This window comes from Trichococcus shcherbakoviae (assembly GCF_963666195.1).
GTDB classification, from domain to species: Bacteria; Bacillota; Bacilli; order Lactobacillales; family Aerococcaceae; genus Trichococcus; species Trichococcus shcherbakoviae.
Window position 1 is genome coordinate 260,678 of the sequence record NZ_OY762653.1, and the last position, 17,093, is coordinate 277,770.

A 17,093-nucleotide genomic window follows, 5' to 3' on the forward strand; every position below is an offset into this window, starting at 1 on the left:
AGCCTCCCAAACTCTTACTGATTGCTATTCATGTATCAATTGAGCACTAACTGATCAATCGTAATCCTTTTGGCGATACCCGTAGTCCTGCAGATAACTCTGCTTGTCGCGCCAATCTTTTTGGACCTTCACCCAAAGTTCGAGGTAAATTTTATCACCCAGCATCGCTTCGATATCCCGACGTGCCCGGACACCAATTTCTTTCAACATTTTCCCGCCTTTGCCGATGATGATGCCTTTTTGGCTGGCCCGATCGACGATGATGGTTGCATGGACGTGGACTTTATCATCCTCGTTGCGCTGCATCGATTCCACGACGACAGCCACTGAATGCGGCACTTCTTCCTTGGTCAACTGAAGGATCTTTTCGCGGATGAATTCGGACACGACGAAGTATTCCGGGTGATCCGTCACTTGATCGTCCGGATAGAATTGGGGTCCCTCCGGCATGTATTTTTTGATGGTGGCCATCATTTCATCGACATTGTTCCCTTGAATGGCAGAAATCGGAACCACTTCATTGAACTCATTGTCTGAAGTATAGTCCATGATGATTTTCAGTAATTCCTCCGGCTTGACCTGATCGATTTTGTTGATGATCAAGAATTTTGGAGTGCGCAGGTTCTTGAGTTTTTCAAGAATGAAATTGTCCCCCGCTCCTCTTTTTTCTGCCGCATTCACCATGAACAGAACCAAATCAACTTCATTGAAAGTGCTGTAAGCGCTCTTCAACATGAAATCGTTCAAGCGCGTCTGCGGTTTGTGGATTCCGGGCGTATCGATGAAGACGATCTGGGAATCATCCGAAGTCACTACGCCTTGGATCTTGTTCCGGGTAGTCTGCGGGACATCGCTCATGATGGCGACCTTTTGACCGACGATGCGGTTCAAAAGTGTCGATTTCCCTACGTTAGGTCTCCCGATGATGGAGACGAATCCTGATTTGAAACCTTCTTTTTTATTCATACAAAACTCCTCAAATTAACTTATAATATAATTCCAAAAACTTGGGCAAAAAAATGATGGCCGCGATCAGGATGGCAAAGAATGCTGTAACCAAGACCGCTCCGGCAGCGATGTCTTTTGCTTTCTTTGCCAGAGGATGATACTCGTAATCGGTCACCAGATCGACCACATTTTCAAATATCGTATTCAGAAACTCCATGATGATCACCAAAAATATGCAGAAGATGATCACGATCCACTCCATTGGGCTCGCTCCGAAGAACCAGGCCGACAGGAGCGGTATCAAGCCAAACAAAGCATGACTGCGCATGTTTTTTTCTTCTTTGAGGATAATGCCGATGCCATCCAAAGCATGCTTCACTGAAGCAAAAAAACTTGGATTCTTTCCGATTTTCCCCATCTTTTCCCTACTCGTCTCTTTTGAGTCCATAAGCATCCAGTATCTCTTTCTGAAGACCGAACATTTCCTTTTCGTCTTCTTCCGTCATGTGATCATAACCATTCAAATGCAGGAAACCATGCAACGCAAGGAAACCTAGTTCCCGCTCGAAACTGTGGCCATAGGACTCCGCTTGTTCAGCGGTCTTGTCGGTCGAGATGATGATATCGCCGATATTTGTCGGGAAGGCGCCGGTTATGCTTTCCATGTTGATCGGGAAATCGTCATCCATTTCATCGTTCAGCGCAAAGCTGATGACGTCTGTGGCCTGATCTTTGTTGCGGAATTCACGATTGATTTCCCGGATGCGCTCATTGTCCACAAAGGTGATCGACAATTCGGTGTCGGACGCCAACTTCAAATACTCCCCCGCAAAAGCAATCAAGGAATGGACCAATTCCGTATGCGCATTCTGTACAGATTCTGTTTCATCAAAAATATCTATTTCCATATAATCGCTCACTTTTCTATATTGTGTTTTGTTTCCTCTTTGACATCATATGCTTTGATGATGCTCGCAACGACCGGGTGGCGCACGACATCATAAATATCAAAGGTGACAAAAGTGATGTCAGGAATGCCCTTAAGTTTCTTCTCGGCATCAATCAATCCTGAAAGGGCGCCTTTCGGCAAATCGATCTGGGTTTTGTCGCCGTTGACGATCATTTTTGACCCGAATCCGAGCCGGGTCAGGAACATCTTCATCTGCGCGACAGTCGTATTCTGCGCTTCGTCCAGGATGATGAAAGCATCTTCCAGCGTCCTTCCGCGCATGTATGCGAGCGGCGCAATTTCGATGACTCCCCTATCCATCAAGCGGGTCGTGTGCTCGACGCCATAGATGGCATAAAGCGCATCATAGACCGGGCGCAAATACGGGTCAACTTTTTCCTTCAGATCTCCGGGCAGGAAGCCTAGATTTTCACCAGCTTCAACAGCCGGACGTGTCAGGATGATTTTTTTTACCTTACCGTTCTTCAGAGCCTCCACAGCCATCACTACTGCTAAGAAGGTTTTTCCGGTTCCGGCGGGCCCTATTCCGAATACGACATCTTTTTTCTTCACGGCCTGCACATATTGCCTTTGGCCGAAATTTTTCGCCCGGATAGGCTTGCCTGCGTATGACCTGCCGATTTCCTCCTCATAAAGGTTTATGAAGAAATCGAGGCTTCCGCGTTCGGACATTTTTATAGCTGTGACGATATCTGTTTGTGAAATAGGGATGCCGCGCGCTAACAATTCCAAAAGTTGCTTCAACAGCGAGCGGGCCTTGTCGACAGCCGGCTCCTCGCCACTGATTTCTATTTTCATGCCGCGGCTTGTAATGGTCACATGCAAAGCATCTTCCAACATCTTCAGATGCTTATCCTGCGATCCAAATAATTGAGGCAAAACGGATGCGTCCATCACTTCAATTTTCTCTGTTTTATTCACTTTATCGGTCAAACAAGCTACACTCCTCTTTTTGGGGATTTTTTTCACTGCTTATTGCTAATAGTATAACATAAAGCGGCATGGCTTATGAAAATATTTATCCCCTTGTGTTCAAGGCGCTTTTCTGGACGACAAAAAAATGGAATGATACGGAGATCATCCCATTCTTTATCGATTAGTCTCTAAGAATTTTAGAAAGCAAGCATCTTGCTGTTAGAATTTACGTTTTCTGGCAGCTTCAGATTTCTTCTTACGTTTCACACTTGGCTTTTCATAAAATTCATGTTTACGAGCGTCTTGTAGAGTTCCAGTTTTTGAAACAGTACGTTTAAAGCGACGAAGAGCATCATCAAGAGATTCGTTTTTACGAACAACTGTTTTTGACATTAAATATTCCCTCCCTCCGAGCATTAAAAGTAACGTTTCCTTTTGAAAATAAGAAATCAAAATGAAATTGTTCTTTTGATATTATATCATAGGAGAAAGCAATTGCAACGTTTTATTGCAAAACAAAAGAGTGTATCATCAAAATCGGTTAAAGCATCAGTCTGGCTGCCTTCAGGAAGGACTACGCATTCGCCAAACAATTCTTGCAAACACCAAATATTTCGAAGCGATGGGACGAAATTTGGCATCCCTCCAACTGTTGCTCAAAGAAATCCATCGGACACATCTGCAAAGCAATCGTCATCCCGCATTGTTGACAAATGAAGTGATGATGGTGGTGTCCCTCGTGCAAACAAGTGATCCGGAACAGTTTTTCGTTGTTCAATTCTGTTTCTTCCAAGATCCCAACTTCCACAAAAGTATACAGGTTGCGGTATATCGTGTCATAGCTGAGTGTCGGATATTCGTCCTGTAACGCATGCAGAACTGATTTTGCAGACAGATAGCGGTTAGCTTCCACAAAAACCGTAATGATATCTTCTCTTTTCTGGGTATATTTATAACCTTGTTTCTTTAATTGCTGCAGTGCAATGGTTACGGTATCTACCGGCATCATTTTCCCTCCCGACTCTATCAATTTCAAATTGACTATAGTATATTATTAGTGAGATTGCAATCATTAAGATTCAGAAAGGATGAAATTATATGGAGCAACAGGACCTACATTTTGTCATCATATCAGATTCGGTAGGAGACACCGCCAGGAAAGTCCTTCAGGCCGTATTGGCACAATTCCCATCGATTACTGTTCATATGTATCATTATCCATTCATCAGAAAAATGAAAGATTTGGAGCCTGTATTGGTAGAGGCCAAAGAACTGAAAGCATTTGTTATCCATACTTTGGTCGTCGAGGATTTGAGTGAATACACGGACAGTTTCTGCGCAGCAGAGGACTTGCCTTGCTATAACATATTGAAAGCACTGGTTAGTGACATCACCGAAAAGACCGGGCAGCAGCCTATCCGGAGAGCAGGCGCCCTGCATCGTTTGGATGATGAGTACTTCAACCGGATCAGCGCCATCGAGTTCGCAGTCAAGTACGATGACGGGAAAGATCCAAAGGGTTTCTTGGATGCCGATTTGGTCCTGCTGGGCGTTTCGCGCACTTCAAAGACGCCACTATCCATGTTTTTGGCGAACAAGACCATCAAAGTGGCGAACCTGCCGATCATGCCGGAAGCCTCAGTGCCTGACGAAATTTGGCAAGTGGATCCGAAAAAAATCGTCGGATTGACAAATGATGCCGAGGTATTGAATAATTTCCGCAAGGAGCGGATGATCGCTTACGGATTATCGCCGGAAACCATTTATTCGGACATGGACCGCATCCGGGCTGAACTGGAATACGCCTATGAATTGTACAATAAATTGGGTTGCATCGTCATCAATGTATCCAAGCGCTCTATAGAAGAAACAGCCGCCATCATTATGAGCAGCATCGAAATTTCCGATACAACCATCATTCCCTGAAATTGAAAGAAGAGGACCCGATTCATTTCGGGCCCTCTTCTTTTGTTGTTCTATTCAATTGTTTCAACAGGTGCTTTAGAACCCTCTGCTGGATCCGCCTCCTCCGGAAGAACCTCCTCCTCCGAAGCCGCCTCCTCCGCCAAAGCCACCACCACCGAAACCGCCACCGCCATACCCTCCTCGATGATTGTTGCCGCGGTACCCACCTCCGCCACCGCTTAGAAGCAACCACCACAACGGATTCATTCCGCCACCGCGTCCACCGCGTCCGCCTCTGCCTCGACCGCCAAAAAAGAAGGACAGCAGCAAAAGGATGAACAGGAATTGGACGATTGACGCGAAAAACGATGAATCGTCTTCAGAGTATTGCGTTGTATCGACAGGATAGCCCGAGAAAATTACTTCGTCATCATATTGGTATTCCTGATTGACGACAACCGCCGCTTCCGTAAAAATTTCTTTCAGCCCGCCATCGAAGTCATTGGCCGAAAGATAATCCAGATGATTGTCTAAAATTCTGCCTGTCCTGCTGTCCGTTAAGGCACCTTCCAGACCGTATCCGATTTCGAAGCGGATTTCCCTTTCTTCCAAAGCCAACAAAATCAGCACGCCGTTATCGGCATCCGCCTGGCCAATTTTCCACTTTTCGAACAGGTCGACAGAATACTCCTCGATTGTCTCACCTTGCAGCGAATCGACCACCGCCACGACAACTTGGGGTTTTTCTTCAGTCAATTCGTATTGTTCATTCACGCTCAGGATGAATGATTTCGTTTCTTCGGAGAGCGTGCCGCTTGGATCATAGACATAAAATTCAGTTGTCGGATCAGGCAACGCTTGCGCATGTTTGGAAGGCGCGAAAGCCATCGAAAAGAGGAACAACCCCAAAACCACAAGCAATTGCCACCGCGCCTTTTTTCTCATTTGAAACAAAGCATCATCAGCCCCTCAATTATTCATCGTCTGTATTCAAGTCTACACTTGGAGCAGTTTCAGCGCCGCTGACCGCTTCAAAATAAGATTTTTCATCAAATCCGAAAAGTCCTGCCATGAGTGATCCCGGGAACCGTTTGACTTTGTTGTTGTATTGTTGCACAGCTTCATTGTAACGATCCCTCTCGACCGAAATCCTGTTTTCGGTACCTGCCAACTCATCCATCAGAGCCGTCACTTGTTCGTTCGATTTCAGTTCCGGATAGTTCTCAACAATCACCAATAGGCGCGAAAGCGCGGATTCCATTTCGTTGCTGGCTGTAACCTGTTCTTCGGTCGTCTGGGCACTGCCGATTCTGGCACGGGCATCAGCGATTGCACCGAATACTTCCTGTTCCTGTTCCATAGCGCCTTTTACCGATTCCACCAAGTTGGGGATCAGATCATAACGTCTTTGTAGTTTGGTTTCCACATTCGCCCATTGCACATCGACGTTGCTTTCCTCAGTCACCAAACCATTATAGGAGCTGATCAATGGTACTCCCAACAGCAACACCGCAATAAAAACACCAATTAAGCCCTTCAACCAACCTTTCATCTTCCCATCTCCTTTATTTTTCATTTTGTGCTTACATACAATTATCCCTGAACTTCGGCAAAACCGCATCCATCCAAAGATGTATTTCTCACTGATTCAGGATGTCTTCCAACAATCTCGGATTGAATGTCTGCGACTTCAGCATGTCCAATTCGAACCTGTAAGGCGCCTTCTTGTTCTTTTTGTCCTCTCCGACGAACGGAGTTTCCAATATTTTCGGCAAATCCTGCAATTGAGGGTGATGAACAATTTTGTTCAAGGTTTCAAAACCGATGGTGCCGAACCCGATGTTAGCATGCCTGTCCTTATGGGTCCCTCTTTCGTTTTTCGAGTCGTTGATATGGACCATTTTCAAACGTTCCAGACCGATGACGCGGTCGAACTCTTCCAAAACACCGTCGAAGTCCTCTTTGACGTTATAACCCGCATCATTTATATGGCACGTATCCAATGTTACGGATAACTTGTCGTTGTAGACTACCCCATCCATGATGGCAGCCAACTCCTCAAACGTCCGGCCGATTTCGGTGCCTTTTCCGGCCATCGTTTCCAATGCAATCTGTGCAGTCTGACTAGGCTCCAGCACTTCATTCAAGCCCTTGATGATCTGTTTGATGCCTATATCAGAACCGGCACCGACATGCGAACCCGGATGCAGCGTAATTTGTCTTGCTCCAAGAGCTTGCGCCCGCACGATTTCATCGCGCAAAAATCCGATTGCGAATTCAAAATGGTCCGGTTTCGTTGTATTTGCCAAGTTGATGATGTAGGGTGCATGCACGACCAATTCGACCAGACCGTGCTTCGCCATATAGTCCATGCCTTCCGGAATATTCATCTCATCGACGCTTTTTCTCCGGGTATTCTGCGGAGCGCCTGTGTAGATCATAAACACCGAAGAACCGTAGGATGCTGCCTCCTCTGCTGAACCCAACAGCATTTTTTTACCGCCCATAGAAACATGTGAACCTATCTTTAACATATCTTCACCCTTTTATTATGTATTATCCTAAAAAGCATTTTCGCCTTCAATAAACCCGGAGACGAAAAACAAGCCTTATGATACGATTATTGTATCATAAGGCTTGTTTTCCTTACCATCAGATGCTCTTTTTAGTGCAATTGTTAGTCCAATGAAGCGATTTTCAGGCTCAGTTCTTTCAACTGAGCTGCGCTTACTTCGCTTGGAGCGTTCGTCATCGGGTCGAAAGCTTTCCCGTTTTTAGGGAACGCGATCACTTCTCGGATGTTCGATTCGCCAGCCAACAACATGACCAGACGATCCAGCCCTAAAGCGATGCCGCCATGTGGTGGGAAGCCATAGTCGAATGCATCCAACAAGAATCCGAACTCCTCTTCGGCATCTTCTTTGCTGAAGCCAAGTGCCGCAAACATCTGCTCTTGCACTTCCCTTGTGTAGATACGCAGAGAGCCGCCGCCGATTTCATAACCGTTCAGGACGATATCGTAGGCTTGTGCATAGACTTCTTCCGGGTGGTCGGCTAATTTGGCAAGATCTTCGTCGTTTGGACGAGTGAATGGATGGTGCATCGCTGTGTAGCGTTTTGCGTCCACATCGTACTCAAGCAATGGCCAATTTACAACCCAAACGAAAGCAAATTGGGATTTGTCGATCAGATCAAGATCGCGGCCGAACTTCAGGCGCAGCTCTCCTAATGCTTGATAGACGATCTCTTTTTTATCAGCAACGAACACCAGCAAGTCGCCAGGCTCCGCATCCATCAGTCTGATCAATTCTTCGCTGTCTTCGGTGAAGAATTTAGCCACGGCGCCTTTCAGTCCGTCCTCTTCGACTTTCATCCAAGCCATGCCTTTTGCACCGTATTGTTTGGCGTACTCGATCAGGTTATCCATGTCTTTGCGCGAATAGGCATCGGCTTTGCCTTTGACGTTCAAGCCACGAACTTGGCCGCCGCTTTCGCTGGTCGCTTTGAATACGTTGAACGAAGAAGTTTTCGCAAATTCATTCATGTCGATCAGTTCCAATGCGAAACGGGTATCCGGCTTATCGCTGCCGAATCGGTTCATCGCTTCATCGTAGGAAATGCGCGGGAATGGAGCCGGAATATCTTTGCCCAAAACGTCCTTCATGACTTTCTGAAGCATAGTTTCGGTGATTTCCTGGATTTCAGCAGCAGACAGGAAACTGGTTTCGATATCGATTTGGGTGAATTCCGGCTGTCTGTCACCGCGCAGATCTTCATCACGGAAGCAGCGAACGATCTGGTAATAGCGGTCAAAGCCTGCGCCCATAAGCATCTGTTTGAACAGTTGCGGTGATTGCGGCAGCGCATAAAATTCGCCTTGATGGACACGGGACGGAACGATATAGTCACGCGCACCTTCCGGAGTCGATTTCGTCAAATATGGCGTTTCGATGTCCATGAAATTCAAGTCATCCAAATAGTTGCGGACAGTGCGCGTCGTTTGGTGGCGAATTTTCATGTTGTTCATCATTTTGTCTCTTCTTAAATCGATGTAACGGTATTTCATGCGCAATTCATCGGATACGTTCAGATCGCCTTCGATATAGAACGGTGGTGTTTTCGCTTTCGCCAAAATCTCCACGGATTCCGCTTCGATTTCGATTGTGCCTGTGCCGATGTTCGGATTGATCTGATTTGCTTCACGAAGGACTACTTTACCTTTGACCTGCAGGACATATTCCCCACGGATCGTTTCCGCAATGCGGAACGCTTCTTCATTGAATTCTGTGTTGAAAACGACTTGGACGATGCCTTCGCGGTCACGCAGGTGGATAAAGATCAATCCGCCTAAGTCTCTTCTTTTGTTAACCCAACCATTGGCGACGACAGTCTGTCCAACGTTTGCTTCCGTAAATAATCCGCAATATTCTGTTCTTCTATCCATTTTCACTACCCTTTTCTGTATGTTCTAGTCTTCTTTTCCGAAAAATTCATTGAAAGCTGTCATATCGGCTGTCTGTGTTTTGTACACTTTGTCAAAATCAGCGTAAATCTCAGTCAACGCCACTTTCTGCTCTTTACCGGTCGACATCACTTTGAATTGCACTTGTTTGTTGTTCAATTCATCTTCGCCGATGGTCAGCACTACTTTGGCCCCATTTTTCGTGGCGGTTTTGAATTGTGCTTTGGCTTTGCGATCATGGAAGTCCCGGTCCGCTGAATACCCTGCTTGGCGTGCGTTTTGGACCAATTTCAAGGATTCGATGTTCGTAGCTTCTCCCAGACCGACCACATAGACATCCAACTCGGATAGTTTCGGTATATCGACTTGCTGATCCTTCATCAAGAGGATCAGTCTTTCCAAGCCCATCCCGAAGCCGAAGCCTGGCACTTCCGGTCCACCGATTTCCTGAACCAAGCCATCATAGCGGCCACCGCCGCAGATGGTCGTTTCCGCCCCGAAAACTGCGGATGCACTCATGATTTCAAAAATCGTATCTTGATAATAATCTAGACCACGGACCATATTGCTGTTGATCGTGAAGGGGATTTCCAACGCCTGAAGCATTTCCTGGACCGATTCAAAATGTTTCTTCGAATCTTCCGACAGGAACTCCAAAATGCTCGGTGCCTGGGCGACAATTTCTTTGTCGCGCTTGTCTTTGCTGTCCAGCACGCGCAACGGATTTTTGTGCAGACGGGTCTGGGAATCCTTGCTCAATTCATCATGGAAAGGTTCCAAGTAGGCAATCAGCGCTTCGCGGTATCTGATCCGATCTTCAGTCTTGCCCAACGAATTGATGACCAATTTCAGATCGCTCAATTCCAATTCCTTCAGTATATCCCATGCCAGTGCCATGGTTTCGACATCGGTCGCTGGATTGATGCTTCCGAAAACTTCGACACCCAGTTGGTGGAATTGACGCATTCTTCCGCCTTGTGGTCTTTCGTAGCGGAACATCGGGCTGATGTAATAGACTTTCAGAGGTTTCGGATGTTCAGGGCCGAACAGCTTGTTTTCGACGTAAGCCCGGACCACTGGAGCCGTTCCTTCAGGCTTCAACGCGATGTGTCGTTCGCCTTTATCATAGAAATCGTACATTTCCTTCGATACGATATCACTCGTATCGCCGACCCCTCTTGAAAACAGTTCATAACTTTCGAACATCGGGGTGCGGATTTCTGAAAACTGATAGTCATGCAGTAAGATGCGGGCTGTTTCTTCCACGTATTGCCAAATTTCTGCTTCCTGCAAAAATATGTCGGCAGTCCCTTTTGGTTTTTGTATCATTTTTATAACCATTCCTTTCGCTTCATACTGTCTTCTGTCTGAAAAAAAGCAAAAAAATAGCCCTCTTTCCATCATGGAAAAGGACGATTAGTCAGACGTGGTGCCACCTTTATTCGAAAGCATAGCTTTCCTTTAACGAGTAACGTTCGTGGCGTAATAGCTTTTCACTATTAATCCTCCAACCTGTCTTTCAAATAAACGTTTGGGAGTGCTCTCAGCCGCGGCAATCCTCTCTGAATCAAACCAATCTATTCTACTTCGATCTTCACTGGACATTTATAATTTCCTTAACGATACAAGATAAGCACCGAATTGTCAATACTGTTTTCATCATATTTTCACTTTCGGGGCCAGCATAGTCAATCGCATATTTTGTGTCGTACTGCTGCGTCGCGGTTCAGCTTTGTCTATATAAGGAACAGATCCATAATTTCTGAAAAGGCTTTGCATTGGATGCCGTATCTTTGCTATAATGATAGAAGAATTGAACAATTTTTGTAAATTTTATGCATTCCAAACCAGAAAGGAGACAACTAGTGAAGACTATCGCAAAAAATAGACATCTGTTCTTCTTGACGCTTTTTTTGTTATTTGTCGGATTGGGCTCCTTCGGTACGGTAGCATTGGCCAACTATACTACAGTCGGCATCTCCGCCAGCATCGTAAATGTCAGGTCCGGCCCAGGATTGTCCTACGACATCATGACGCAAATTCAAGGCGGCTCCTCAGTCAATGTTTTGGCCGATAAGAACGAATGGTATAAAGTCCGGCTTTCGGACGGAAGAATCGGATGGGTAGCCAGTTGGCTGATCAACAACACCGAGATCGCGGCAACATCCGAATTATTGGCAACTGTGCTGGTGCCCTCCGCCAACGTTCGACAAGAGAACAATGAAGCATCCGAAGTTGTCGGTACGGCAAGTGAAGGCGAAAAATTCGCCCTGTTGTATGAAGAGAACGGCTGGAGTCAAATCAAGTACAACAATAAGGTCGCTTGGATTTTATCGGAGCTGATCGAAATTTCACCAGGCAGCATCCAATTGGCACCGGAGACAGTTGATACCACAGCCGTTGTTGCTGACGACGCTAATCCGAAAGTGATCATCACCATGGATGGCGTAAATGTCCGCAGCGGCCCTTCGACAGGCAGCGATATCCTGTTCATTGCCGAAAAAGGCGAAGAATACGAACTGATCAGCGAATCAGGTGATTTCTATAAGATCCTTTATGAGGGAAACAAGGAAGGTTACGTCGCCTCTTGGTTGGTGGAAACATCCGAATCGCTCAATACTCCCGTCACTGCTTCATCGACAACCACGCTTGCCGAAGCGACCATCGTGATCGATCCGGGCCACGGTGGGGAAGATCCAGGTGCGGAAGGTACTTATATTTACGAGAAGGAAGTAACACTCAAAACTGCTGAAGCAGTTGCTGAAAAATTACGCAGTGCCGGAGCAAACGTCATATTGACGCGCACCTCTGATGTCTACGTAACCCTGGAAGATCGGGCAGAAATGAGTAATGTCAACGACGCCGATCTGTTCATCAGTCTGCATTATGATTCCACCGCAAGTGGTACTTCCGCGACCGGCTTTACTACCTATTATTATGCCGATGCGGATATTCCGTTAGCAAATCTGGTCGATGACCACCTGGCCGATACTTTACCGTTGCAGGACAATGGTTCCAAATTCGGCGATTTCTTGGTCACGCGCGAAAATGAGCAACCAGCCTTGTTGTTGGAGCTCGGCTATATGAATAATGACTCCGACGTCAAAACCTTCAATTCCGATTATTATCGCTCGCTGGTGGCAGAAAGCATCTACCAAGCATTGACCGAATATTTCCAATAACAAAGAAAAGCTGAACGGGTTCGTTTAGCCCTGAAAGAAATTTAGGAAATCGTGCTCCGCAACGTTCCCTACGGTCACCTTGTACTGGGAGTCTAAGGGATGAATCCCTAAGACTCCCATGCAACTGAGCATCGTAGAGCGCAATATGCTGAGATACTTCCTGCGTCAGCAGGTTAGTCGAACAGTATCCTTGGCTCGTAGAGACAAGGGGTTCCTTTATTTCTTTCCGAAGGGCTTACCCGTGAAGCTAGCCATCAAAAAACAGAGTCGGCAGCTTGAACCTCGAATGGTTCAAGCTGCCGGCTCTATTATTTGTTTTTGGAATCGATGAGAATGGTTACGGGTCCATCGTTGTTCAAACGGACAGACATGTGCGCACCGAATTTACCCGATGCCACAGAGAACCCTTCCGCTCTTAACAGCTCGTTGAACGCTTGATAAAGCGCCTCCCCCATTTCTGGAGCGGCTGCATTGGTGAAGCTTGGGCGGTTCCCTTTTTTTGTATCAGCGAACAAAGTGAACTGGGATATCGAAAGGATGGCTCCTTCCACATCCTTCAAGGAGCGGTTCATTTTGCCTTCTTCATCCTCGAAAACCCGGAGATTTGAAACTTTGCGGACGAGGTAGTGCACGTCTTCATGTGTGTCATCCTTGCCGATGCCGACCAAAAGCATAAAGCCCTCTCCTATTTCCCCGATGATTTCATCTTCAACCGTTACGGACGCTTCCGTAACTTTCTGTACCACGACACGCATATTTGCCCTCTATTCATTTTGATTAGGATGTGACCCTTCTGACTGTGTAAACATCCGGGATGTTCTTGATTTTATCGACGATTTTATCCAGTTGACTCAAATTTTGGATTCCGATTTTCAGCGTAATGACCGCAATTTTATTGCTGTCGACTTTTCCGTTCACGCTGCTGAGATTTTTGGTCATCGTATTCACCACATGCAGGATTTCGTTCAACAGGCCTGAGCGATTGTACCCCTCAACCGTCAATTCGGTTTCGTAATCGATATTGGAGGTGCCGGAATCTTCCCATTCGACATCAATCAAGCGATCGCCGTGCTCTCCGGACACCTGAACATTCGGGCAATCTTTCCGATGGACAGAGATGCCGCGGCCTTTCGTGATGTAACCGACAATTTCATCCCCCGGGACCGGATTGCAGCAATGGCTGATGCGGATGAGCAGATTGTCCACACCTTGAATGACTACGCCGCCTTCATGACGGATCTTCATTTTAGGATTATCTTTTTTTGTTTTTTGCTCGATCGTGTCCAACTGTTGTTCCGCTTTGTGTTTATCCCGCTCGCGGCGAGCTTTCTCGGTCAAACGGTTCGAAACGATGAACGCAGACAGTTCACCGAAGCCGATGGCGGCATAGAGGTCATCTTCCGAATTCACATTGAAGCGATTCAACAAATCTTTGATCGCTAGTTTTGTAAGGAACTCTTTTGGCGAAAACTCCATTTCCGCCAATTGTTTTTCCAGCATATCCCGGCCTTTGATCACATGTCCATCGCGGTCTTGCAGTTTGAAGTAGCGTTTGATTTTATTTTTTGCTTTGCTTGTGGAAACCAAGTTGACCCAGTCCCTGCTTGGACCGAATGAGTTCGGGGATGTCATCACTTCGATGATGTCGCCATTCTGCAGCTTGTAATTCAAAGGGACAATCTTCCCGTTGACTTTCGCCCCGATGGTTTTGTGTCCGATTTCGGTATGGATGTTATAAGCGAAATCCAAAGGACCGGCACCGGATGGCAATTCCACGACATCGCCTTTTGGAGTGAAGACATAGACCTTGTCCTTGAAAATATCCTCCTTCACGCTTTCTACGAATTCGCTGGCGTTCTTGGAATCATCCTGCAGATCGATCAGATCGCGGAACCAATCGATCTGATGGGGCATTTTATCCGGATCGATTTTTTTGGTGATGCCTTCTTTGTATGCCCAGTGCGCCGCAACCCCATACTCCGCGACTTGGTGCATTTCGATTGTCCGGATTTGGATTTCTACGGGTGTTCCCTGCGTCCCGATGACGGTCGTGTGCAGTGACTGATACATATTCGCTTTGGGCATGGCGATATAGTCTTTGAAGCGGCCCGGCATAGGTTTCCATTTTGTGTGGATGGCCCCCAAAACGGCATAACAATCTTTGATTGAATGGACGATGACGCGGATAGCCAACAGATCGTAGATTTCCGTGAACTGTTTCTTTTGGTCCTTCATTTTTCGGTAGATGGAGTTGATGTGCTTCGGTCTGCCGTAGATGTCAGCTTCAATTTCCAATTCATCGATTGATTCTTTGATTTTATTGATTGTATCTTTGATGTACAGTTCCCGTTCATCGCGTTTGCTGTTCATCAAATGAACAATCCGATAATATTGCTGCGGGTTCAGATACCTGAGCGACGTATCCTCCAATTCCCATTTGATCCGGTTCATCCCTAAGCGGTGGGCTAAAGGTGCGTAAATTTCCAGTGTCTCATTGGATATGGTCCGTTGTTTTTCCGGTTTATGGTATTTCAGCGTGCGCATGTTGTGCAATCTATCCGCCAACTTCACCATGATGATCCGCAAATCCTTCGCCATGGCCATCAACATCTTGCGATGGTTTTCAGCTTGCTGCTCTTCATGCGACTTGTATTCGATCTTCCCCAACTTCGTGACGCCATCGACCAGGATAGCTACGGTTTTGGAGAATTCCCGCTCGATATCCTCTAAGGTATATTCTGTATATTCTGTATCTTCCACAACATCATGCAAAAATCCCGTTGCAATCGTTTCTGGATCTAATTTCAAATCTGCCAATATCGCTGCGACTTGGGTCGGATGAACGAAGTACTCCTCGCCGGACTTGCGCATCTGTCCGCTATGGGCTTCCCTGGCAAAATCACACGCTTTTTGGACAAATGCCACATGGGTTTCATTCATATATTCCGCGCATAGCTGCACAACCTCTTCAGGCGAATAGGTTTTGATTTTCGGCATGTTGTCACTCCTGACTCTTAAGATTATGTATTTACTTACTGCGATTCCGTCCGCAAACGGAAAGGCTGCTGAATATATCATATTTTGCAAACAAAAAAGAAAATATATTTCCCTTTATTATACTTTAAATCGGAACGATGCGCCATCAACATTTATCCCCTGTTCACAAGCTTTAAGCACCAAAAAAAAACCTTGAAGGACAGCTTCATAAAAAGAAGGCCCTCAAGGTTTCCTTGATCATTTAATTATTCGGATGCAAACGGAGCACCCCATGCATTTAATTAGCCGCAAGCCAACCTTCGACGATTTTCTTGCCGCTGGAAGTGCCCAAACGCGTTGCGCCGGCTGCGATGAAGGCCGATGCATCTTCATATGAGCGCACACCACCGCTTGCTTTTACGTCCATCACAGGACCGACTGTCTTGCGCATCAGTGCGATATCCTCCAATGTTGCGCCACCTGTTGAAAAACCGGTGGATGTCTTGACAAAGTCAGCTCCTGCCTTTTGAGCCAACTGGCAAGCAATGACCTTCTCTTCATCGGTCAACAGGCACGTCTCGATGATGACCTTCAGGATCGCCTTGCCTTTGACGGCTTCGACCAAAGCTGCGATTTCATGTTCAACAGTTTGATAATTGCCATCCTTTAAAGCTCCGATATTGATGACCATATCCACTTCATCGGCACCGTTCTGAACCGCCTGTTTTGCTTCGAAAGTTTTCACTTCTGCCGTATTGGCGCCATGCGGAAAACCCACGACAGTACAGACAAGCACATCCGAACCGGTCAGGAAGGCTTCTACTTTCTTGACCCAGAAGGGTTGTACACAAACGGATTTGAAGTCATATTCCCTCGCTTCTTCGCAAAGGGCCTTGATTTCCTCCTCTGTCGCATCTTGTCTTAGTAAAGTGTGATCGATGTATTTGTTTAATTTTTCAACCATTTTTATCCGCTCCCTTTCTTAATTCCATTTCATAGGATACTGCCGTCAATGCATACAAAGGGGCTGTTTCAGCCCGCAAAATCCTCGGCCCCAACGCACAGCTCTTATGGCCGGCTTTTCTGAATGCCACCAGTTCTTCCGGCGCTAATCCGCCTTCAGGCCCAAACACAAACAACAACGAATCGCCTGGTCCAAGATTTTCCAATGTGTTCACCAGGGTACTGCCCTCACCGGCCTTTGCATCCTCTTCATAGGCAATCAATACTTTACTATATTTTTCCGCTTCCGCCAACAACTCTTTGAGGTTGTGGACAGGATGCACAAAAGGCTCTTTTTGGCGGTGCGATTGCTCCGTTGCCTCTTTCGCAATTTTCTGCAGGCGCTGCTGTTTTTTTGCGCTTTTGTCGGCTGTCCACTTCACAACCGCATTTTTTGCTGCGAACGGGATGAAGGCTACCGCGCCCAACTCTGTGCCCTTCTGTACGATATATTCCAGCTTGTCGCCTTTCGGCAAGCCGCAGGCAATCGTAATCTTGACCGGAAGTTCCGTTGAGCGGTCTTCATCAACCACCCATTTCAAACTGACCGTATTTGCGGATATGTCAATGAGCTCCGCAACGAACGAAATGCCTGAATTGTCGGCCAAATATACTTGCTCCCCCTGCTTCATGCGCATCACATGCACCATATGGTGATGGAAATCATCCGACAAAATGATCGGCTGCGTTTGATAATCTCTTGTTAGAGGCGGAATGATGTATCGTTGCATGC

At 46.5% G+C, this 17,093-nt stretch carries 17 protein-coding genes; 2 read left to right on the plus strand and 15 right to left on the minus strand.

Features of this window, described 5'->3' with window-relative positions:
- Window positions 1–54: 54 nt before the first annotated feature.
- From era to ACKPBX_RS01115, 6 genes are all read right to left on the minus strand, one after another.
- On the minus strand, window positions 55–966 hold the full coding sequence (gene era, locus ACKPBX_RS01090; protein WP_086627853.1) for a GTPase Era: 912 nt from the start codon (window positions 964–966) through the stop codon (window positions 55–57).
- 10 nt (window positions 967–976) lie between these two features.
- Complete coding sequence (locus ACKPBX_RS01095) at window positions 977–1,366, minus strand: diacylglycerol kinase family protein (protein WP_233436849.1); 390 nt, start codon at window positions 1,364–1,366, stop codon at window positions 977–979.
- 7 nt (window positions 1,367–1,373) lie between these two features.
- Window positions 1,374–1,856: an rRNA maturation RNase YbeY gene (gene ybeY, locus ACKPBX_RS01100; RefSeq protein ID WP_086627851.1), complete on the minus strand. Its 483-nt coding sequence runs from the start codon at window positions 1,854–1,856 to the stop codon at window positions 1,374–1,376.
- Window positions 1,857–1,864: 8 nt separating this feature from the next.
- Window positions 1,865–2,812, minus strand: coding sequence for a PhoH family protein (locus ACKPBX_RS01105; RefSeq protein ID WP_086628187.1), 948 nt, complete (start codon window positions 2,810–2,812; stop codon window positions 1,865–1,867).
- A gap of 240 nt (window positions 2,813–3,052) precedes the next feature.
- The gene (rpsU, locus tag ACKPBX_RS01110; protein ID WP_086627850.1) at window positions 3,053–3,226 is read right to left on the minus strand and encodes a 30S ribosomal protein S21; all 174 of its coding nucleotides are present in this window, start codon (window positions 3,224–3,226) and stop codon (window positions 3,053–3,055) included.
- A 181-nt stretch (window positions 3,227–3,407) separates the two neighbouring features.
- Window positions 3,408–3,842: a Fur family transcriptional regulator gene (locus ACKPBX_RS01115; RefSeq protein ID WP_319995771.1), complete on the minus strand. Its 435-nt coding sequence runs from the start codon at window positions 3,840–3,842 to the stop codon at window positions 3,408–3,410.
- Window positions 3,843–3,931: 89 nt separating this feature from the next.
- Here ACKPBX_RS01115 and ACKPBX_RS01120 point away from each other — a divergent pair, with 89 nt between their 5' ends.
- Window positions 3,932–4,759 (plus strand): pyruvate, water dikinase regulatory protein, encoded by an 828-nt coding sequence (locus ACKPBX_RS01120; protein ID WP_086627848.1) that lies wholly within the window; start codon window positions 3,932–3,934, stop codon window positions 4,757–4,759.
- Between the two features lie 75 nt (window positions 4,760–4,834).
- Here the strand turns inward: ACKPBX_RS01120 and ACKPBX_RS01125 are convergent, their stop codons facing one another.
- From ACKPBX_RS01125 to hisS, 5 genes are all read right to left on the minus strand, one after another.
- Window positions 4,835–5,683: a TPM domain-containing protein gene (locus ACKPBX_RS01125; protein ID WP_086627847.1), complete on the minus strand. Its 849-nt coding sequence runs from the start codon at window positions 5,681–5,683 to the stop codon at window positions 4,835–4,837.
- Between the two features lie 28 nt (window positions 5,684–5,711).
- Complete coding sequence (locus tag ACKPBX_RS01130) at window positions 5,712–6,290, minus strand: LemA family protein (protein ID WP_086627846.1); 579 nt, start codon at window positions 6,288–6,290, stop codon at window positions 5,712–5,714.
- Between the two features lie 88 nt (window positions 6,291–6,378).
- Window positions 6,379–7,245, minus strand: coding sequence for a deoxyribonuclease IV (locus ACKPBX_RS01135; RefSeq protein ID WP_233442754.1), 867 nt, complete (start codon window positions 7,243–7,245; stop codon window positions 6,379–6,381).
- A 170-nt stretch (window positions 7,246–7,415) separates the two neighbouring features.
- Window positions 7,416–9,182 (minus strand): aspartate--tRNA ligase, encoded by a 1,767-nt coding sequence (gene aspS, locus ACKPBX_RS01140; RefSeq protein ID WP_319995772.1) that lies wholly within the window; start codon window positions 9,180–9,182, stop codon window positions 7,416–7,418.
- Window positions 9,183–9,206: 24 nt separating this feature from the next.
- Window positions 9,207–10,529, minus strand: coding sequence for a histidine--tRNA ligase (gene hisS / locus ACKPBX_RS01145; RefSeq protein ID WP_119093723.1), 1,323 nt, complete (start codon window positions 10,527–10,529; stop codon window positions 9,207–9,209).
- 536 nt (window positions 10,530–11,065) lie between these two features.
- Here hisS and ACKPBX_RS01150 point away from each other — a divergent pair.
- On the plus strand, window positions 11,066–12,382 hold the full coding sequence (locus ACKPBX_RS01150; protein WP_233436850.1) for an N-acetylmuramoyl-L-alanine amidase family protein: 1,317 nt from the start codon (window positions 11,066–11,068) through the stop codon (window positions 12,380–12,382).
- A gap of 308 nt (window positions 12,383–12,690) precedes the next feature.
- On the opposite strand, the gene dtd is transcribed toward ACKPBX_RS01150, so the two are convergent.
- From dtd to ACKPBX_RS01170, 4 genes are all read right to left on the minus strand, one after another.
- A complete protein-coding gene (dtd, locus tag ACKPBX_RS01155; RefSeq protein WP_086627840.1) occupies window positions 12,691–13,137 on the minus strand; it encodes a D-aminoacyl-tRNA deacylase in 447 nt (148 codons plus the stop codon).
- A 22-nt stretch (window positions 13,138–13,159) separates the two neighbouring features.
- On the minus strand, window positions 13,160–15,379 hold the full coding sequence (locus ACKPBX_RS01160; protein ID WP_319995773.1) for a RelA/SpoT family protein: 2,220 nt from the start codon (window positions 15,377–15,379) through the stop codon (window positions 13,160–13,162).
- A gap of 277 nt (window positions 15,380–15,656) precedes the next feature.
- Entirely contained in the window at window positions 15,657–16,322 is a 666-nt protein-coding gene (gene deoC, locus ACKPBX_RS01165) for a deoxyribose-phosphate aldolase (RefSeq protein ID WP_319995774.1), read from the minus strand.
- The gene (locus tag ACKPBX_RS01170; RefSeq protein WP_319995775.1) at window positions 16,315–17,091 is read right to left on the minus strand and encodes a 16S rRNA (uracil(1498)-N(3))-methyltransferase; all 777 of its coding nucleotides are present in this window, start codon (window positions 17,089–17,091) and stop codon (window positions 16,315–16,317) included. The genes deoC and ACKPBX_RS01170 overlap by 8 nt, the downstream gene beginning before the upstream one ends.
- Window positions 17,092–17,093 lie beyond the last annotated feature (2 nt).